Annotated in this window: 17 protein-coding genes; 6 read left to right on the top strand and 11 right to left on the bottom strand. The window is 44.1% G+C overall.

Annotated elements, in window-relative coordinates; genetic code table 11:
* Positions 1–2 precede the first annotated feature (2 nt).
* From acpP to yceD, 6 genes are all read right to left on the bottom strand, one after another.
* Positions 3–239 (bottom strand): acyl carrier protein, encoded by a 237-nt coding sequence (gene acpP / locus CWC29_RS08610; protein WP_010374019.1) that lies wholly within the window; start codon positions 237–239, stop codon positions 3–5.
* A gap of 216 nt (positions 240–455) precedes the next feature.
* Complete coding sequence (gene fabG, locus CWC29_RS08615; RefSeq protein ID WP_128726359.1) at positions 456–1,202, bottom strand: 3-oxoacyl-ACP reductase FabG; 747 nt, start codon at positions 1,200–1,202, stop codon at positions 456–458.
* A 13-nt stretch (positions 1,203–1,215) separates the two neighbouring features.
* The gene (gene fabD / locus CWC29_RS08620) at positions 1,216–2,142 is read right to left on the bottom strand and encodes an ACP S-malonyltransferase (RefSeq protein WP_128726358.1); all 927 of its coding nucleotides are present in this window, start codon (positions 2,140–2,142) and stop codon (positions 1,216–1,218) included.
* Between the two features lie 53 nt (positions 2,143–2,195).
* A complete protein-coding gene (plsX, locus tag CWC29_RS08625; protein WP_128726357.1) occupies positions 2,196–3,242 on the bottom strand; it encodes a phosphate acyltransferase PlsX in 1,047 nt (348 codons plus the stop codon).
* 11 nt (positions 3,243–3,253) lie between these two features.
* A complete protein-coding gene (gene rpmF, locus CWC29_RS08630) occupies positions 3,254–3,424 on the bottom strand; it encodes a 50S ribosomal protein L32 (RefSeq protein WP_010374010.1) in 171 nt (56 codons plus the stop codon).
* Between the two features lie 10 nt (positions 3,425–3,434).
* A complete protein-coding gene (gene yceD / locus CWC29_RS08635) occupies positions 3,435–3,959 on the bottom strand; it encodes a 23S rRNA accumulation protein YceD (RefSeq protein WP_128726356.1) in 525 nt (174 codons plus the stop codon).
* A 119-nt stretch (positions 3,960–4,078) separates the two neighbouring features.
* Here yceD and CWC29_RS08640 point away from each other — a divergent pair, with 119 nt between their 5' ends.
* Positions 4,079–4,675, top strand: a complete 597-nt coding sequence (locus CWC29_RS08640; protein ID WP_128726355.1) for a Maf family protein — start codon at positions 4,079–4,081, stop codon at positions 4,673–4,675.
* On the opposite strand, the gene CWC29_RS08645 is transcribed toward CWC29_RS08640, so the two are convergent.
* The gene (locus CWC29_RS08645; protein WP_128726354.1) at positions 4,667–5,311 is read right to left on the bottom strand and encodes an HAD family hydrolase; all 645 of its coding nucleotides are present in this window, start codon (positions 5,309–5,311) and stop codon (positions 4,667–4,669) included. The genes CWC29_RS08640 and CWC29_RS08645 overlap by 9 nt on opposite strands.
* Before the next feature lies 1 nt (position 5,312).
* Positions 5,313–6,263: a 23S rRNA pseudouridine(955/2504/2580) synthase RluC gene (gene rluC / locus CWC29_RS08650; protein ID WP_128726353.1), complete on the bottom strand. Its 951-nt coding sequence runs from the start codon at positions 6,261–6,263 to the stop codon at positions 5,313–5,315.
* A 612-nt stretch (positions 6,264–6,875) separates the two neighbouring features.
* Here rluC and rne point away from each other — a divergent pair.
* Positions 6,876–10,241 (top strand): ribonuclease E, encoded by a 3,366-nt coding sequence (rne, locus tag CWC29_RS08655; protein WP_138521553.1) that lies wholly within the window; start codon positions 6,876–6,878, stop codon positions 10,239–10,241.
* 148 nt (positions 10,242–10,389) lie between these two features.
* The gene (locus tag CWC29_RS08660) at positions 10,390–12,048 is read left to right on the top strand and encodes a SulP family inorganic anion transporter (protein ID WP_128726351.1); all 1,659 of its coding nucleotides are present in this window, start codon (positions 10,390–10,392) and stop codon (positions 12,046–12,048) included.
* Here CWC29_RS08660 and CWC29_RS08665 read toward each other — a convergent pair.
* A complete protein-coding gene (locus CWC29_RS08665) occupies positions 12,035–12,910 on the bottom strand; it encodes a LysR substrate-binding domain-containing protein (protein ID WP_138521551.1) in 876 nt (291 codons plus the stop codon). The genes CWC29_RS08660 and CWC29_RS08665 overlap by 14 nt on opposite strands.
* A gap of 95 nt (positions 12,911–13,005) precedes the next feature.
* On the opposite strand from CWC29_RS08665, the gene CWC29_RS08670 reads away from it, so the two are divergent.
* The 3 genes from CWC29_RS08670 (at position 13,006) to CWC29_RS08680 (ending at position 16,596) form a co-directional block, all read left to right on the top strand.
* Positions 13,006–14,127 carry an S-(hydroxymethyl)glutathione dehydrogenase/class III alcohol dehydrogenase gene (locus tag CWC29_RS08670; RefSeq protein WP_128726349.1) on the top strand — a complete coding sequence of 374 codons (1,122 nt, stop codon included), beginning with the start codon at positions 13,006–13,008 and terminating at the stop codon, positions 14,125–14,127.
* A 56-nt stretch (positions 14,128–14,183) separates the two neighbouring features.
* On the top strand, positions 14,184–15,026 hold the full coding sequence (gene fghA / locus CWC29_RS08675) for an S-formylglutathione hydrolase (RefSeq protein ID WP_128726348.1): 843 nt from the start codon (positions 14,184–14,186) through the stop codon (positions 15,024–15,026).
* A gap of 67 nt (positions 15,027–15,093) precedes the next feature.
* Positions 15,094–16,596, top strand: a complete 1,503-nt coding sequence (locus tag CWC29_RS08680) for a DUF6892 domain-containing protein (RefSeq protein ID WP_138521549.1) — start codon at positions 15,094–15,096, stop codon at positions 16,594–16,596.
* Positions 16,597–16,654: 58 nt separating this feature from the next.
* On the opposite strand, the gene CWC29_RS08685 is transcribed toward CWC29_RS08680, so the two are convergent.
* Positions 16,655–16,864 carry a hypothetical protein gene (locus CWC29_RS08685; RefSeq protein WP_128726346.1) on the bottom strand — a complete coding sequence of 70 codons (210 nt, stop codon included), beginning with the start codon at positions 16,862–16,864 and terminating at the stop codon, positions 16,655–16,657.
* Positions 16,865–17,103: 239 nt separating this feature from the next.
* A complete protein-coding gene (locus tag CWC29_RS08690) occupies positions 17,104–19,002 on the bottom strand; it encodes a beta-ketoacyl synthase (RefSeq protein WP_138521547.1) in 1,899 nt (632 codons plus the stop codon).
* Positions 19,003–19,008 lie beyond the last annotated feature (6 nt).

Here is a 19,008-nt window from a genome sequence, read left to right on the forward strand (position 1 = left end):
AGTTACTCAGCGTGAGCAGTAACGTAGTCGATAGCTGCCTGAACAGTAGTGATTTTCTCAGCTTCTTCATCAGGGATCTCTGTATCGAACTCTTCTTCTAGCGCCATTACAAGCTCAACAGTGTCTAGAGAATCAGCACCTAAATCATCAACGAAAGACGCTTCTGATTTAACTTCTTCTTCTTTAACACCTAGTTGTTCAACAATAATTTTCTTTACGCGTTCTTGGATGTCGCTCATTCTTCTTTCCTTTATTTAAACGCTACTGCGTTAATTTTCAGATTGCGGCGCAGTTTACGACGCATCATTCTGGGATTCAAGGATTGACCCGTACTTTTTTTTCTGGTCAAACCTGTTACAAAGCTTTGAATCTTTTTATCGCCTATTTTCGCGACGATTTCAAGTACGTTGTCGACAAGATCACAAAAATTTCAATTGATTTGTGATCTTAGCGGGTTAAACCATGTACATCGCACCATTTACGTGCAAAGTTTCGCCAGAAACATAAGCTGCCGCATCTGACGCTAAATAAACCACAGCTGCAGCGATTTCTTCTGGTTGGCCTAAACGACCTGCTGGTACATTCGCCAAAGTCGCTGCTTTTTGCTCATCAGTTAGCTCATCCGTCATATCTGTCTGAATGAAGCCCGGTGCTACAGTATTTACCGTAATACCACGAGATGCAACCTCACGCGCCAATGATTTTGTAAAACCAATTACACCCGCTTTTGCAGCAGCATAGTTAGCTTGACCCGCATTACCCATAGTGCCCACTACCGAGCCAATGTTAATGATACGGCCATTTTTCTTCTTCATCATTGGACGAAGTACGGCTTTTGATAAGCGGAAAATAGATGATAAATTAGTATCGATGATGTCATCCCATTCTTGATCTTTCATGCGCATCAGCAAGTTATCGCGAGTGATACCAGCGTTGTTTACCAACACATCGATATCACCTAATTCTGCTTTGATTGCATCTAAAGTTGCTGCGATTGAGTCGACATCTGTCACGTTTAGCGCATAACCTTTACCATTTTCGCCTAGATACTCAGAGATACGCTCTGCACCAGACTCACTCGTTGCAGTGCCTGCAACTTTTGCGCCTTGCGCAACCAAAGCGTTAGCAATTGATTTACCAATGCCACGGCTAGCACCTGTTACTAGTACTACCTTACCTTCTAAAGAAAATAAATTACTCATATAACTCTCATTATTATTCTGCTGCTGCAATGGCAGCTAAATCATTTACTGACACGCACGACACTGAGCGGTCGATACGTTTGACAAGACCCGAAATCACTTTACCAGGGCCGAACTCAAAAGTTGTTGTAACACCTTCTTTCGCAACCGCTTGTACGGTTTCAGTCCATCTCACAGGACTGTAAAGCTGACGAATAAGCGCATCTTTTATTGCTGCTGCATCTTTAGCAACAGTAACATCAACATTGTTGATCACATCAAACTTTGGCTCTGAAAATACAAGTGCTTCAAGGTCTTTGGCTAATTTATCAGCGGCAGGTTTCATTAATGCGCAATGAGATGGAACGCTGACAGCAAGCGGTAATGCACGCTTAGCTCCTGCTTCTTTACACGCTTGAGAAGCTCTATTTACTGCTTCAACGTGACCCGCAATGACTACTTGACCAGGTGAATTATAGTTTACCGGGGAAACAACGTCACCCTGTGCAGATTCGGCACAAACTTTAGCAATTACCTCATCATCTAAACCTATAATTGCTGCCATAGAACCCGTACCAGCGGGAACGGCTTCTTGCATGTATAAACCACGTTTTTCAACTAACTTAACCGCATCTGCAAGTGTTAATACTTCTGCACATACTAATGCAGAGTATTCACCTAAACTATGGCCTGCTAGTGTCAATTCAGCTTCAACACCTTTCTCTTGCCATGCTCTAAAGATAGCAACACTTGCGGTTAATAATGCCGGCTGAGTACGGTGCGTTTGGTTTAATTCTTCTTCAGGACCGTTTAGCACAAGTTCGGCTAGATCGTAGCCTAATGCTTCTGACGCTTCAGCGAAAGTCGCTTTAACGATATCAGAAGATGCTAATAATTCAGATAACATGCCCACGCTTTGTGAGCCCTGTCCTGGGAAAAATAATGCGATTTTTTGTGACATATTGTGCTCTTATTTTCTCTGTTGTCGCCACGTCCTCATGTCACTTAGCAGTGTTAGGGATGCGGACCTGACGGTTGTTTTTCTGTGTCGACCTGAGCAAACACCGCTTGGATCTTTTCAGGGATCTTACGTTGTACTTCTTGCGCAGCTTCTTCAATCGCGGCTAAAAATGCCTTCGTTGTGGCATTTCCGTGACTTTTCACAACAATACCGCGCAATCCTACCAGACTTGCGCCGTTATACTGGTCGGGGTTCACCCTTCTATACAATTTTTTTATAACGGGTCGAAGTAAAAAGGCCAACGCTTTATAAAAAAAGTGCTTTTTTAACGCTTTGCTAAACTTATGCATGATGAGTTTGGCAATCCCTTCACAGGTTTTCAAGGCGACGTTGCCGACAAACCCCTCACACACTATCACATCGGCTTTGCCAGAGAACATATCGCTCCCCTCACAATAGCCTTGATAATTAATAACAGATGAGGATTTCATTAATTTTGCAGCTTGCTTGATACCATCATGGCCTTTGATTTCTTCAGAGCCAATATTTAGCAAACACACTTTAGGTGAAGGAATATTTAATGCTTCTCCCGCAACGATTGAGCCCATAATACCAAACTGATAGAGGGTTTCAGGATCACAATGCACATTCGCACCAAGATCAAGCAAATAAACGGGTTGTTTTTTCTCTGTTGGAACGGCTGAAATTAATGCGGGGCGCTTAATACCAGGCAACATTTTTAACACATAGTGGGCCATAAAAAAGAGCGCACCTGTATTTCCTGAGCTAACACAAGCCTGCGCTTCACCAGATTTCACCAAATCAAGCGCAACACGCATTGAAGACTGTTTTTTATTTCTCAGTGCTGAGGCAGGTTCACAGCTGTTAGTGACGACCTCTTTACAGTGTTTAATTTTGAGTCTTGGATGGTCTAGCATACTCGCTTTAGTTAAAGCGCTTTCGATAACTTGCTGATTACCACACAGAATTAGATTTAGATTTGGGTGCTTAAGCACGGCAGCGATAGCTGCGGGGATAGATGAACGGGGGCCGTAATCGCCCCCCATCATATCTAACGCGATGGTTAGATCGGTTAGCATAAAGTAATCTCTTACTTAGAAATTACTTTAACGCCTTTGTAGTAACCGTCAGCAGTCACGTGGTGACGACGATGAGTCTCGCCAGAAACCTGATCTACAGTTAGAGCTGGTCCACTGATCGCATCGTGTGAACGACGCATACCACGACGTGCGCGTGACTTCTTGCTTTTTTGTACCGCCATTAGCCTTCTCCTAAGAATCTTTCTTAAGTTGTTTCAAAATTTCAAATGGATTTGGTTTGCTATCTTCTGCTTCAATTTCACCAAAGCTCTTTGGCTTATCAGAATAAGAACACAGTGCTTCATCATGCGTCGGGACTATCGGAATCGCGAGTAATAGCTCATCTTCGACGATTTGTCTTAGATTAACTTCACCCTCATCATCCAGTTCCAACACATCATAACGCTCGGGAAGATCATCCGACTCTGCACCTAATCCGACTGGCGAATACGCAAAGTCTTGTTCCAAATCCAACCCTAATTCATCATTACAACGCTGACATACAACAGTTAGATGGGCTCGGACTTTGCCTTGCACAACAACCAAACCTTGTTCGTCGATGTTGAAATGAATATCTACCGCTATTTCACTATTTTGATCACGCACAACTTGCTGCAATCGAGAAAGTTCTTCAAGCATTACAACACCGTCATAGGATGCTCGACGTTGCGCTGCTCTGCATGGATCAATAGTGATGGGAATTTTCACCTTTTGCATAGGGGCTGCATCATATAGATAGTTACTGTGTTAGTCAAAGTAAAAATACACTTTCCCTTTGTTTTTCGCGTTATTGCGCATTATCCTATTGGCAATGTTGTCACAAAGATAAAAATCTCATGAAAACGCCTCTTATTCTAGCCTCAAGTTCACCATTTAGGCAGTCAATTTTGAAAAAATTAATGCTTCCTTTTGCATCTTTTTCACCGGACGTAGACGAGCAAGCACTCGAAGGTGAATCAGCACAGCAACTTGTAGCGAGATTGAGCGAATTAAAAGCCAAAGCAGCAATAGCAAAATATCAAAAAGGTGTGGTAATTGGCTCAGACCAAGTTGCACTATTCAACGGTGAGGTCCTAGGAAAGCCGCATAATAAAGAAAACGCGATTAAACAACTAAGTCTATTTAGCAATAATCGCGTGACTTTTTTGACTGGTTTAACCGTTTTCGACATTGAAAGCGGCAAAACGGTCACTGAAGTGGTGCCGTTCCACGTTTATTTTCGCCGACTTACCCAAACACAGATCAGTAACTATTGTGATGCGGAAACACCTTATAACTGTGCTGGAAGCTTTAAAAGCGAGGGATTAGGGATCTGTCTGTTTGATAAGCTTGAAGGAGAAGACCCCAATACTTTAATTGGTCTTCCCCTTATTCAACTCACTAAAACATTACTCGAGTTTGGTATTGATGTACTCGCTGAGCAATCAGACTAACAAAAGGTCAGATAAGTCTTGATAGTTATCGCAAATATGCGCAGCCGATGTTTGCGATAACTCGTCTCTAGAAGCCACTCCTAAAGTGACGCCGATCGCATCAACGCCCGCATTGCTTGCCAGGTCCATATCAATAATAGAGTCGCCTACCATCACAGTATCTTCTGCATCGACGCCAAGTTCTGTCAATATTTGTAATAACATATCTGGATGTGGTTTAGACTCGGCTTCGCAAGCCGTGCGTGTCGTAACAAAATAATCGGTAAGTCCATTTTGAGCCATTAATCGGTTCAAACCCGTGCGACTTTTTCCTGTAGCGACTGCAATTTTTATCCCTCTGTCACGAAGCTTGCCAAGTAATGGTTCCACGCCCTCAAATATAGGTGATGGCGTATCATCTTCATTTGAGTAAATATATTTATATGCACTGGCCAATGATTCTGCTTTATCCTCATGGTGAGGAAATAACACCCGCATCGCTACAGGCAACGATAAACCAATAATACTTTTCGCTTCACTATCACTTACTGGCGTCATATTGCATGACTTTGCAGCCAAGTGAATGGTATTTACTATTTTGGGCACAGAGTCCATGACGGTGCCATCCCAGTCGAAAATTACACACTTATACCGCATGTTACTTCCTTAATTTAGTTAAACACGCTTCCAAAGCCCCATCCAATGGTGCCTCTACATGGTGTGTAGTTTCTGTTTTTGGATGCATAAATCTGAGTTCTTTGGCATGTAAAAACAGCCTGTTTAATCCTACTCCACGCATTTTGGCATCAAACACCTGATCGCCATATTTATCATCGCATGCAATTGGATGCCCTTTACATTGAGTATGCACTCGGATCTGATGTGTTCTGCCCGTAACCGGTGATGCCTGCACTAAAGTTGCTGACTCAAAACGCTCGACAACTCTAAAACGAGTATGAGAAGGCTTACCTTGCTCATGATCCACTCGTACCACTCGCTCACCAGACTTCAAGGTATTTTTACGCAGCGGCTCTGTGACATTTTTATGTTTAGCATCCCATTGCCCAGAAACCAGCGCAAGGTAATTCTTCTCCATGGTCTTTTCTCTTAGCTGCTCATGAAGTCCTTTAAGTACTGCGCGGCGCTTTGAAATCAACAAACAACCCGATGTATCGCGGTCCAAACGGTGAACTAGCTCCAAACTTTGCTCTTGAGGGCGTAATGCTCTTAATGCTTCAATTAAGCCATAGCTTAAGCCGCTGCCACCATGTACCGCCATACCGGCTGGCTTATTTATAACTATCAGATACTTATCTTCATAAAGAATTGCATCTTCTAGATTTGCGACTTTGTCTAGGTTTTTAGGCACAAACTCGGTTTTCTCCGCAACACGCACAGGTGGGATACGGATTTCATCATTGATTTGTAGCTTATATACAGGCTTCACCCGCTTTTTGTTTACACGCACTTCCCCTTTACGAAGAATTTTATATACGGCGCTTTTTGGCACCCCTTTCAAATGCGTAACTAAAAAGTTATCGATCCTTTGACCTTCTTGGTCTTCCGTCACGGTAACAAAGCTAACTTGTAATGCGGGTTTTTCTGACATTGCCTAATCACTGATTTGAGTAATAATTTAGTTGCTATCTCGACATTATTAGTGGGATAATCAGGCCGCAAATTTTTGCGAGGTGCTTTTTATCGCAAAAACAATATCGTGATGCACATCTTGGATGGCAGATCATACAGATTAGAGCTAATATTTCCAAAGCTTTTATCATGCATCTAAGATAAACACGTGCGAACAGTCAGTGCGAAGCGCGTAATATTTCGTTTAATGACTGGACACGATGAATAAACTAAAAAGCAATAAATTAAAATTTGTCTGATACGTTTACCACAGTTGCAGTAATACCCGTGCATAGCAGGCCGCAACTCGTGAATAACCACAGAGTAATCAAGTCGAAAGATGGTGATAGCCAAGCTTGGCAAACCAAGCTCAAACCTACCCCGTGCATGGCTGCTTTGTGAAACGAATAAACGTGCAAAAAGCGAACGATGGATCAGTGATTTTACCCTGATTTTAAGCGGAAACTGTGAATATGTTCCCTTTCCCCCAGTCGTGAGACTGCATCATTTAATAGGAACATCCAAGGTGTAGCACGCTGTCGCTGGCAAGACGTATCAGGCGCTGTAAATAAATTAAGTAGAGAATTACAATATGAAACGTATGCTGATCAATGCAACGCAGCAAGAAGAAATGCGCGTGGCACTGGTTGACGGCCAGCGTCTATACGATCTAGACATAGAAAGCCCAGGTCACGAACAGAAAAAAGCCAATATCTATAAGGGTAAAATTACCCGTATCGAACCATCCCTAGAAGCCGCATTTGTTGATTATGGCGCTGAGCGTCACGGATTCCTTCCTTTAAAAGAAATCGCTAAAACGTATTTCCCTGATGGCTATACATTCAATGGTCGCCCTAATATAAAAGACGTGATCAAAGAAGGTCAAGAAGTCATCGTTCAGGTTGATAAAGAAGAACGTGGTCAAAAAGGCGCGGCACTCACAACCTTTATTAGTGTTGCTGGTAGCTACTTGGTATTAATGCCTAATAACCCAAGAGCTGGCGGTATTTCACGCCGTATCGAAGGTGATGAGCGCATAGAGCTAAAAGAAGCATTGAGTCGCTTAAACGTACCTAAAGGTATGGGTCTTATCGTACGTACGGCAGGCGTAGGCAAGTCTTTCGAAGAACTGGAGTATGACCTTAAGGCGCTGCTCGTTCACTGGGACGCAATCCAAAACGCGGCAAATAGCGGGAAAGCACCTTTCTTAATTCACCAAGAAAGTAACGTGATCTTCCGTGCAATTCGCGATTATTTACGTCGTGATATCGGTGAAATCCTAATTGATAAGCCTCGGGTTTTTGAAGAAGCGAAGGCACATATTGAGCGTTTCCGTCCAGACTTCATCAATCGTGTGAAGCTTTATCAAAATGACGTGCCATTATTTACCCATTATCAGATTGAGAGCCAGATTGAGTCAGCTTTCCAGCGTGAAGTACGTTTGCCTTCAGGTGGCTCTATCGTGATTGATCCAACAGAAGCACTTACGTCTATCGATATCAACTCGTCAAAAGCGACGAAAGGTGGTGATATCGAAGAGACGGCGCTGAACACTAACCTAGAAGCCGCTGACGAGATTGCACGCCAGTTACGTTTGCGTGATTTAGGTGGCCTAATCGTTATCGACTTTATCGATATGACTCCACCACGCCACCAACGTGAAGTAGAAAACCGCTTGAAAGAAGCTGTTCGTACCGACCGTGCTCGCGTGCAAATAGGTAAAATTTCTCGTTTCGGCCTATTAGAAATGTCGCGTCAACGTTTGCGTCCGTCTTTAGGTGAAGCAAGCCAGCATACGTGTCCACGCTGTGACGGCCAAGGCACTATTCGCTCAAACGAATCCATTGCTTTGTCTATCTTGCGTCTAATCGAAGAAGAAGCGATCAAAGATAATACCGCTCAGGTCAACGCCCAAGTGCCTGTCGCTGTTGGTGCTTATCTATTAAATGAAAAGCGTCGTTCTGTGCAACGCATCGAAAAGCGCCACGAGTGCCATGTTGTTATCATTCCTAACCAACATCTAGAAACACCGCACTATGAAGTGGTTAGATTGCGTAAAGATGAGACAACTGAAGCTGCAAGCTATGAGCAGATCACTACACCAGAGCCTGAAATAGTTGAAATTGCTCGAGCTCAAGCGATTGTGAAAGAGGAACCTGTGCTAAAAGGTGTCGTCATGCCTGAAGCACCGGCACCAGCGCCGGCAGCGACTCCAGCTCAAACGGCAAAATCACAGGCGCATAAACCACAAGCACAACCGGCGCAAAACAGCACCAGCCTGTTTGCCAAGATTGGGCAATGGTTCAAGAGCTTGTTTGCGGGTGATAGCGACGTTCAGGAAGAAAACAAATCTGCTGCGGAGAAGCCAGCACGCGATAACAACCGTGATAATCGCCGCCGCAACAATAACAATCGCCGTCGTAATAATAACCGCCGTCGTAACGATCAACAAAAAGAAACAGCAGTTGAAACGAAAGACGAAAACAATAATAGCGAGCAACGCAGTGATAACCGCAAACGCCGTCGTCCAAATAACAGAAAACGCCAAGATCAGGACAAAACAAACCGTCCAGCTAAGGGATCTGTAAACGATAATGTTGAAGCGGTCGAGGCTAACGACACGCCTGTTAAAGAAGCGAAAGTAAAACCGCGTAGACAAAGACGTAATCTTCGTAAGAAGGTACGTGTGGAAGAAACCAACGTACAGGACGCTAACACTTCAGAGCAAACTAGTGTTGAAGAGGTGAAAGTAGAAGCAAAGCCACTTGAGCAACCAGCGAAAACGGCTTCTGAATCTAAAGCTGAACATAAGCCAAGACAGAGAAAAGCAAAGCCTGTCGCTGATAAATCAGAAAAAGAGTCAGTAACGAATGAAGAAGTAGCTTCACATTCTGATCAGGCTGAAGCACACGCACAAGTTAAGCCGCAAGAAACTACTCACGTTGAGCGCCAAGAGCGAAATGATGTTGCCGAGAGTGTTTCTGCAGAGCTTTCAGAGTCACAAATTGATGACGAAAATAAAGAAGGCCGTACACGCTCTAGACGTTCTCCGCGTCATCTGAGAGCAGCTGGTCAACGTCGCCGTCGTCAGGATGCGCCTGAAAAAGGCCAAGCTGCTGCATTTGTACCCGTAGCAGATCAAGCCGCTGCAGAATACGAAGCTGAGCTCAAAGCGAAATCTTCTGACAGTGAAACTCAAGCGGAAGTGCAGCAAGAAGCAAGTACAGTTGAGACTCAATTGTCACCTGAAACGGTAGCTGAAGATACTGCACCAGCGGCAGAAGCGACAGTTTCTGAGACGCACACTGATGCAGAGCAAGATGTCGCAGCTAAGCCAGCTGAAGTGCATGCTGACGAAAATGCAGCGCAACAAGTGGAGCCTGCAAAGGAAGTTGATGCAACTACTGCTGAAGCACCATTGCAACAAGCTGCACAGCCCGAAACATCCGCAAGTGCTGACGAAGTAGTCGCAGAAGAAGTAGAAGCTACACAGCCAGAAGCAGCAAAAGAGGTTAACGCTGAGCCAATCGCTGACACAGTAGATACTGAGCAAGTTGAAACGGCAGAGGCTAAGGCTGAGACTACAGTTGCAGAAGAAGCCCAGGCTTCTGAAACTGATGCAACGCCAGAAGCTCAGGAGTCAGTAGTCGAAGCACCAGCAGTTGAAGTAGTTGCTGAACCTTCGTCTGGAGAAACGCCAGCCGCTGGCAATATTGAAGCAGCTGCTCAACCGGTAGTAAATGGCAATTCGGCACAAAGCCGTGTACGCTTCAACCAAACAGCTGCAGCGCCAATGACCAAAGCGAAAAGTGTGATTGAAGATGTCGTGTTAGAAACACCATCTGCAATGCCACATGATTCACGCCAGACCGTGACTAATAGCGGGTTAGGTGTTGGTTCTAAGTCACCAACAGGCAGAGCCAGTGCCGACATGGCCTCTCCTGCTCAGGTTGACTAAGCAGTAATTGAAAAGCCAGTCTTTTTAGACTGGCTTTTTTGTGTCCGAATTTTACTGAGCAGACAAATGGTAATACCAGTCCTTCGTAGCACTCCGTGTTATTTATCAGTAGAATGCCGTCAATTCTTTGATCGTTAAAGTCAAAAGTATGCTCACACTTAAGAGATTTAAAAACGCCTCTTTAAAAGGTGACCTATTCGGTGGTGTAACCACTGCAATTATTTCTTTACCACTCGCACTCGCTTTTGGTGTTGCCTCTGGTGCCGGCGCAGAAGCTGGGATGTGGGGCGCAATTTTGGTTGGCTTATTTGCCGCGCTGTTCGGTGGTTCGACTTCTCTCATTTCTGAACCAACCGGCCCCATGACTGTTATCATGACAGCAGTACTCACCGCCATGATGAGCAAGTACCCCGAAAATGGTCTTGCGATGGGCTTTACTGTTGTCATGATGGCAGGTGCATTTCAGGTTTTACTTGGTACGCTTAAGTTAGGTAAATACGTTACCTTGATGCCCTACAGTGTTATCTCCGGATTCATGTCTGGTATCGGTGTTATCCTCATTATTTTACAGCTTGCTCCTTTACTTGGACATCAAGCACCCGCAGGCGGCGTTGTTGGCACCTTATCTCACATACCCGACTTACTGATGGACTTACATTTTTCTGAGTTGTTCCTTGGGGCGATCACACTGGCAATATTATTTAAAATGCCAAGTAAGTGGCGCCAATACGTCCCCGCTCAGTTGGTCGCACTCGTCGCCGTTACACTGCTTTCAATCATTATTTTTGACACAGATAGTATCCGTCGTATCGGTGAAATTCCAAGTAGTTTACCGAGTATTGTGTTTCCAGTATTGTCACCAGAGCTATTCGTTGAAATGCTTATCGACGCACTGGTACTGGGCACTTTGGGTTGTATAGATACGTTGCTAACAGCAGTAATAGCCGACAGTTTAACGCGAACCGAGCATGATTCTGATAAAGAACTCAGAGGCCAAGGTATTGCCAATATAATAGCTGGCCTTTTTGGTGCATTGCCAGGTGCTGGTGCAACGATGGGAACTGTGGTCAATATTCAAGTAGGTGCTCGCTCGCCAATTGCAGGCATATTCAGGGCACTAATTTTAATGGCCGTAGTCTTTATCGCGGGCAGTTTGACCGAGCCAATTCCAATGGCAGTGCTTGCTGGTATTGCAGTGTATGTTGGTTTTAATATTCTGGATTGGAGCTTTATCCAACGTGCCCATAAGCTTAGTGTCAGTCAAATGGCGATTATGTATGGCGTAATGCTCCTTACCGTTTTTGTTGACCTGATTGTTGCCGTAGGCCTTGGCGTATTTATCTCTAATGTAATGATCATAGAGAGATTAAGCCGAGTACAAGCTAATCACGTTAAAGCAATTAGCGACAGTGATAGCGATGAAGATGTGCCTCTTACGAAAAAAGAAAGCGAGCTGTTAGATAAAGCCAACGGTAAACTATTATTCTTTTATCTTTCCGGGCCAATGATCTTTAGCGTCTCTAAAGCCATTGCAAGACAACACCGAAAAATTGGTGAATACAAAGCCATGGTATTAGATCTAAGCGACGTAGCTATGATTGATGTCACCGTGGGCTTAGCCATTGAAAATGCGATTACAGATGCACTCGATGCTGACTGTAGTGTTTTTATCTATTCACCGAATTTAGAGACCACAGATAAATTAAAGCGCTTAAATATACACGAGCGTTTGGGTGATAGCGCGTTTTGCATTAGTCGCGAGATAGCGCTCAGTCAAGCAATTGATACTATGGCTAAACCTGATTAAAGTGCGCACTCAAGTGATCCAGTAATAATCGTAAGCTGGTGGCGACAAATTGTCTGGGTGGATACAGCGCCCAGACACCCTCTTCTTCAGGCCTAAAGTTGATTAGTACCTCTGTTAACTCGCCTCTCTCTAACGCCTCTTGCACGTAATAATGCGGTAACTGCACCAAGCCTAAGCCTTGCTTTGCTGCTTCCAAAAGCCCCCAACCACTGTTGCAACGCAGTGGCCCCGCCACTTTAATTTGTCGCGCTTTACCGTGCTCAACAAAGCGCCATTCGCTACTGTTGCCAATTAAACATTTATGATTGCTAAGCTCAGCGAGTGTATGCGGTTGGCCAAATTGATTTAAATAGATATTTGCACCACACACCATGGTTTTACGTGTGGTTAGCCGTTTGGCGCGCAGTGATGAATCCTGTAACTTACCGAGTCGAATTGCCAAGTCAAAGCCCTTATCGAGCAAGTCGACTTGGTTGTTCGTCAAATGCATTTCTACCTCAACTTTGGGATACAAACGCATAAAGTCAACCACGGCAGGCATGACATAAGATTCGCCGTACATTACCGGTGCGGTAAGTTTAAGTTTGCCTGTTGGCTGTCTATCACGTTGACGGATTGCAGCAGTGGCGTCATCTAATCCATGCTGCAAATGCTTTGCGTGAGATAAGAATACTTCACCTTCTTGAGTCAGCGCTAATTTTCGGGTAGTGCGCGTCAAAAGTTGAATGTTAAGGCGCTCCTCTAACATTTTCACTCGGCGACTAATTTGCGCAACCGAAGTATTTAACTGAGTTGCAGCCCCGCTAAATGAGCCATTACTCGCGACCGCAACAAACTCATCAATGCCAATCCATCTATCCATTATTACATATACGTAAAAGTCTTTATAATTTTTATAGATTATCAAAAATCATAATATAGTTATACTGCTATCAACTTTTAAGAAAGGAACAAACCATGTCTGAATTTATTAAATCTAAAGCAGCAATCGCTTGGGGCCCAGGTCAACCGCTTAGTATTGAAGAAGTTGATGTTATGCCACCGCAAAAAGGCGAAGTCTTAGTTAAAATCACCGCAACGGGCGTATGTCATACCGATGCGTTCACCTTGTCTGGCGACGATCCTGAGGGCGTATTCCCAGCAATCTTAGGTCATGAAGGTGCAGGTATTGTTGAAGCAATTGGTGAAGGCGTTACCAGCGTTGCCGTTGGCGACCACGTGATCCCATTGTACACACCAGAGTGTGGCGAATGTAAGTTTTGTAAGTCTGGTAAAACGAACCTTTGTCAGCAGATCCGTGAAACCCAAGGTAAAGGCTTGATGCCAGATGGCACAACCCGCTTTTATAAAGATGGCCAACCAATTTATCACTACATGGGCACGTCAACGTTCTCTGAGTACACTGTGCTGCCAGAAATTTCCTTGGCTAAGGTAAACAAAGAAGCACCTCTTGAGGAGATATGCTTGCTTGGCTGTGGCGTTACAACAGGAATGGGCGCAGTAATGAATACCGCTAAAGTGCAAAAAGGCGATACCGTCGCTATTTTTGGCCTCGGTGGGATCGGCTTGTCCGCTATCATTGGCGCGGCAATGGCTGGCGCGAGTCGGATCATCGGTATCGACATCAATGAAGATAAGTTTGAGCTTGCGACAAAGCTTGGGGCAACCGATCTTATCAACCCGAAAAACTTCGACAAACCTATTCAAGAAGTGATCGTTGAAATGACCGATGGCGGTGTGGATTTCTCGTTCGAATGTATCGGTAACGTAGATGTCATGAGAAGTGCCCTTGAGTGCTGTCACAAAGGCTGGGGTGAGTCGGTGATCATCGGTGTTGCGGGCGCTGGACAAGAAATTTCAACACGCCCATTCCAATTGGTTACTGGTCGCGTATGGCGCGGTAGTGCTTTTGGTGGCGTAAAAGGTCGCTCTGAGCTTCCTGAGATTGTTGAACGCTATATGGCTGGTGAATTCAAGCTCAATGACTTTATCACTCATACCATGAAGCTCGAAGATATTAATGAAGCCTTTGATTTAATGCATGAAGGCAAGAGTATCCGCTCTGTGATCCATTACTAGTACCCGCTCAAGGACGCACAGGTTGCGTCCTATTTCACTTAATTAAGGAGCACTTGATGGAACTGATTTCCAGCAACAAAGTATCCGGCGGTTGGCATAAGCGCTACAAACATACCAGCCAGTCGACGCAGTGTGAAATGACCTTCGCCATTTTTTTACCTAAAATCGTCAATGAGGGACAACAAGTCCCGGTTTTATATTGGCTCTCAGGCTTAACTTGCAGCGATGAAAACTTCATGCAAAAAGCAGGCGCGTTTAAAAAAGCCAACGAGCTTGGCATCGCTATCGTCGCGCCAGATACAAGCCCGCGTGGAGAAGGCGTTGCAGATGACGAAAATGGCGCTTATGACTTTGGTCTAGGTGCGGGGTTTTACGTCAATGCAACACAGGCGCCATATAGTCAACATTATCAAATGTATGACTACGTGACAGAAGAGCTGCCTCAGTTAATCGAAGCGCACTTCCCGGTTAGCCCGCAAAAAGCCATTAGTGGTCACTCGATGGGTGGACATGGTGCGTTAATAATTGGGCTTAGAAACCCGGATGCCTATACGAGTATCTCAGCGTTTAGCCCAATCGTTAACCCAAGTAACTGCCCCTGGGGTCAAAAAGCGCTAACAGGATATTTAGGGGACGACAAACAGCGTTGGCAACAATATGACGCGACCGAACTATTGTCGCACTATGTTAGCCCAACAAAACGTCCGATACTCATTGAGCAAGGTTCAAGTGACCAGTTCTTAGACGAGCAGCTAAAGCCCTGGTTATTCGAACAAGCTGCGGAAAAAGTAGGCTACCCTATCACGCTAAACATGCATGAAGGTTACGATCATAGCTATTTCTTTATCTCGAGCTTTATTGAAAATCATCTTGAGTTTCATGCTAACTATATGAGATAACCCCATAGGCGGTTATCCGCCTTTTTTCAACGACATTGCTTACAAGTTCACAGGAGTTTTTATACATATGCTTGACGATAAAAAGGAATTATCGGCACTATCTCGCACCAATCCCTATTTAAATCCATACATAGATGGCCCAAATAAAGATCTGAATCATGCAATTAAAAACCAAAGCAAGAAAACAGTCACAATAATCAATGGACTTACCCAGTCTTCGCAACAATCAACAGAAACCGAACGCCAAGCAATCATAATACAGCTTTTCTCTTTCGCTACCTCACTTACGCCGAAGGTGAAAAATCGTGACCGATTGCTCACTGCGATCGCTGATTTATTCTTCAAATTCAGTAAGGCACAAAGCGGCGCCACGTTTATTATGTCTGAGTGGCTCAATCGTATGTTAAGTCTCGACTTTGAGCATCGCGATGATATACAAATTGCTTCTCAGTGGCTGTGCTTACTCACAAAGCGTACAAATTATGCCACATTGCCGACTTCTCTCATTAACGCGTTTGAACAAATGCTGCCTCAGCTTGATACGCTAAAACAGAAGTTTGATACACTGCTAGATGAAGATAACGTTTTTGAAGATTCTCGAGGTTGTCATCATGGTACGGCACTAATGACTCAATTTATAGAGTTATACTACCGCAATCTCAATTATTGCCCTGCAAATATAGAAACCTCAATCATCGAATATGTTGATAGATATCCCCTATTTGGAAATATATTTTTACTTTCTCTACTTAAGCGCTCGGCAAATCATGCCAAAGTGGCGGCCGATTTAATCAATGGGTACATCCTTACTTTGGATGAGCCACACTACCAAGGGATAGCTCATTATTTATTTAATGAACTATTTGATGTCGATGATTATTCGCCTCACTTACAGCAAAATATTATTACTTATCTGACTCCGATGATTTCAAATTGGACAAGCGCACAAAAATCGCTCGCTATTCATTACTTTTTTGACCTAGATGACACAACCAAAATGGCAAAATTACTTAAACGGTCTAAAGGAGCACGCCAAATAGGATCTTTATTAGTAATAAATAACCCCACCACGAATTCTGAGGCCTTAAATACACTGTTGCACAACAACAATACTGCAACCTATCAATTGCCTACGGGTGGTGAATCTCAGTTTGACGATTTCAATCTCAAATTACTCGTTATTAACGAATTGATGTATGTCCAAGAAACGTTAACACCTAAGTTTATATTAAGAGATTTTGTCCAAGAATATGACCATCGAGAAATATCTCTTTCCCGAGTTTATGACATTATCCCTGAAGCAGCTAACTATATGAAAGGGATATATATCCCGCCAACACTTCTAGAAACAATTACGGAATTAACCTATGACGGCGCAAACGAGATATACGAGCACCTTATCCCATATTGGGATTGGGATGGTGAAGACGATGTCTTTGAGGTAAATTCATTAGCCGATCTCGATAAACTAATTCACCTTAACAAATTACAGGGAATTGACCAGGCTCTTACAGATGACGTTTGTGACTACCTCACAAAGCGGTGTATTGAAGTGGAAGATATATGGTGACAACTCGATTAGATAAAAGGCGTTGACCGCCTTCTATCATTCGCTTTTTAATTCATGATCAATGTGGAGGCATACAAATTTCATTACGACCCGAATAACAATTATCTCCTGTCATACAGCCTAAATAAATTGCAGTATCACAACCAAAAGAACAGTTACCCCATGTATCAACCTGCCCACCTGCAACCAAAGGTGTTGCCTGTTGCCCTTTAAACTCTGCCTGTTGAGACAAATTTTTTATTTTTTTCTTATTAAGTGTTATTTTCATTTTTCTATCCTTAAATAAAGTTGAGAACAATTTCTCACCTTCAAACTACCACCTGAAGTACATATTTAAAACAAAAAACACACTTAGTCACAAACAAAGTTAACAATAACACCTAAATAGCTGCTTTTTAGCTACAATCATAGCCACCATACGCACAAACGGCTTTTTATTAAACGGCACAAAAAAGGCGTACTCCCTGTACGCCTTGCTTGCTTAACATTATTCTTGGTATCAAATCATCAGATTAAATCGCCGTATGGATTCGTTGGACAAAGCTGTATGCTTTGCTCGAACCCAGGAATGGCTAACTCTTGCTGGCTTAAATTCAATTCAGACTCGTCAATCATGCCATTGCCAAAACGATAAATGAGCTCGTATTGGCCATAATCGGCCGCTTGCTGATATGCAACTTGTCTTTGTGTTGTAATGGCAAGTTGTTGCTCGTAACTTGCAAACTCAGCTTGGCTATAACGCTTGCTTAGTAGCTGCTTCGTAAGCTTCGGAGAAAATACCGTTGCCGTTGCATTGTTACCACCAAAGCCCTTGGAGTTTATAAAGGCGATATCCATTGGCTCGCACTCATAGTGCTCGGTACGAATATCTAAATGCTCGGCGTGAACATCTTCTGCTACTGCATTGATTGTAGTGATCCCTGGCATAATATTGTATTCGAACACCCCAAGTGCCATCGCAAGCTGATCGCCAGACGCCGGCGCGATGGTATGACCAACATAGGCTTTTGGCGCCGCCACTTTCCAACCATTAATCGCAAAGGTTTCTGCAATTCTGTGGTAGATAAACGACTCTGTAACCCGGTTTTGTGGTGTACTTGAACCATGTGCCAAAATAAAGCTGCGTTTTGTTAATGCCTCAGTACCTGCGATTTGCTGAGCTAGCGCGACCGATTTTGCCATGGTAATGTAGTTGCCAGGTCCAGGTGCCGTAATCGACTTTTTCACGCCGTCTGCATTGACATATACGTCGGCCACAGAGCCCATGATCTGCGCGCCAAGCTCGAGTGCCAAGGCGTCATCCATCAAAATCGCCACTTGTGCGCCTTCGCCAATGGTAAAACCACAGTTTTCACCAAACGGACGGCTGGTTTTGCGATAATCTACATGCTCAGTGTTATCTAGTTTGCGCAAGCCTTCTTCGTTTGCAAGTGCGCCCATATTGCCAAAGCCTTCGATGATCTCTGGTGTAATAGCACATTCAACACTGGCTACAATCGCCACTCGAGTACGGCCAGCCTGAATATCATTCACTGCAGCGCGAAGGTTATATAGAAACGTAGCGCAGGCACCTGATGTCGTAAACGTAGTGCCAACGCTTCCGGTCACATAGGCGTTGATAAAGTCGGTGGACATAGTGTTTAAGCCTAGTGCTAACTGTTTGGTGCTTACTCTGTCGCCACGTAAACGACTACGCACTAAACCACCTAAGCCTTCATCATTCATTTGCCCTACAACCGAGGCTGAGTAAGTTCCGATCTGATCTGGGCGCACACTATTCATCACTTTATCCCACTCAAGACCCGTTGAGCGGATAGCGTCGGTGGCAGCAAAAATGGTCGCCTGTAATCCACGAGGCTGGTAGCGACTGTTATACATCAAAGATGGCTCAAAACCGGTTGGTAATTGGCCCGCAGCCTTGATGGGGTTATCTCTGTGACTATCATGCTTAACTTCAATCTGGTCCGCAATCGTTACTTCAACCGTTTTTGGATCAAGCTCAATCACTTGCCAAGCTGCAGGAACAGGCTCTGGTAAGTCACGTTTACGACAATTAAATACTATCTTGCTGTCATCATTTGCTTTCATTGTGAGCTTTTGCTGCCAAGGAGTCGCATCTACATCAAAATGGTTTTTTTCGATTTTACGGATCAACGTTCCCGCTAAGATCTGCTCACCAAAACGCAACTCAACCTCCCCCTCTTGAACGACTTGGTCGTTTTGGTCAATCAGGTGGCCATCTTCATAACGCACTAAGTTCATTAAACTCGCAAGGCCCAAATAAGTCTCTTGTCGGTCTTTAGCATTAAGTTTATCAAGTACAATACGTTTGTAGCCTTGATGGAAAGAGGTGCGCCCCGCGGCGTTAATCCCCCCCATTCCTACAATAATTGGCAATGCTGTCATGTCGTT

The organism is Pseudoalteromonas galatheae (assembly GCF_005886105.2).
Lineage (GTDB): Bacteria > Pseudomonadota > Gammaproteobacteria > Enterobacterales > Alteromonadaceae > Pseudoalteromonas > Pseudoalteromonas galatheae.

What these genes read in the sequence shown, in the direction of transcription:
- CWC29_RS08665 (WP_138521551.1), bottom strand. Translation starts at nt 12,910, where the DNA reads ATGGATAGATGGATTGGCATTGATGAGTTTGTTGCGGTCGCGAGTAAT.
- fabG (WP_128726359.1), bottom strand. Translation starts at nt 1,202, where the DNA reads ATGAGTAATTTATTTTCTTTAGAAGGTAAGGTAGTACTAGTAACAGGT.
- fghA (WP_128726348.1), top strand. Translation starts at nt 14,184, where the DNA reads ATGGAACTGATTTCCAGCAACAAAGTATCCGGCGGTTGGCATAAGCGC.
- CWC29_RS08670 (WP_128726349.1), top strand. Translation starts at nt 13,006, where the DNA reads ATGTCTGAATTTATTAAATCTAAAGCAGCAATCGCTTGGGGCCCAGGT.
- yceD (WP_128726356.1), bottom strand. Translation starts at nt 3,959, where the DNA reads ATGCAAAAGGTGAAAATTCCCATCACTATTGATCCATGCAGAGCAGCG.
- rluC (WP_128726353.1), bottom strand. Translation starts at nt 6,263, where the DNA reads ATGTCAGAAAAACCCGCATTACAAGTTAGCTTTGTTACCGTGACGGAA.
- CWC29_RS08680 (WP_138521549.1), top strand. Translation starts at nt 15,094, where the DNA reads ATGCTTGACGATAAAAAGGAATTATCGGCACTATCTCGCACCAATCCC.
- CWC29_RS08640 (WP_128726355.1), top strand. Translation starts at nt 4,079, where the DNA reads ATGAAAACGCCTCTTATTCTAGCCTCAAGTTCACCATTTAGGCAGTCA.
- CWC29_RS08645 (WP_128726354.1), bottom strand. Translation starts at nt 5,311, where the DNA reads ATGCGGTATAAGTGTGTAATTTTCGACTGGGATGGCACCGTCATGGAC.
- CWC29_RS08685 (WP_128726346.1), bottom strand. Translation starts at nt 16,864, where the DNA reads ATGAAAATAACACTTAATAAGAAAAAAATAAAAAATTTGTCTCAACAG.
- fabD (WP_128726358.1), bottom strand. Translation starts at nt 2,142, where the DNA reads ATGTCACAAAAAATCGCATTATTTTTCCCAGGACAGGGCTCACAAAGC.
- CWC29_RS08660 (WP_128726351.1), top strand. Translation starts at nt 10,390, where the DNA reads ATGCTCACACTTAAGAGATTTAAAAACGCCTCTTTAAAAGGTGACCTA.
- rne (WP_138521553.1), top strand. Translation starts at nt 6,876, where the DNA reads ATGAAACGTATGCTGATCAATGCAACGCAGCAAGAAGAAATGCGCGTG.
- plsX (WP_128726357.1), bottom strand. Translation starts at nt 3,242, where the DNA reads ATGCTAACCGATCTAACCATCGCGTTAGATATGATGGGGGGCGATTAC.
- CWC29_RS08690 (WP_138521547.1), bottom strand. Translation starts at nt 19,002, where the DNA reads ATGACAGCATTGCCAATTATTGTAGGAATGGGGGGGATTAACGCCGCG.
- acpP (WP_010374019.1), bottom strand. Translation starts at nt 239, where the DNA reads ATGAGCGACATCCAAGAACGCGTAAAGAAAATTATTGTTGAACAACTA.
- rpmF (WP_010374010.1), bottom strand. Translation starts at nt 3,424, where the DNA reads ATGGCGGTACAAAAAAGCAAGAAGTCACGCGCACGTCGTGGTATGCGT.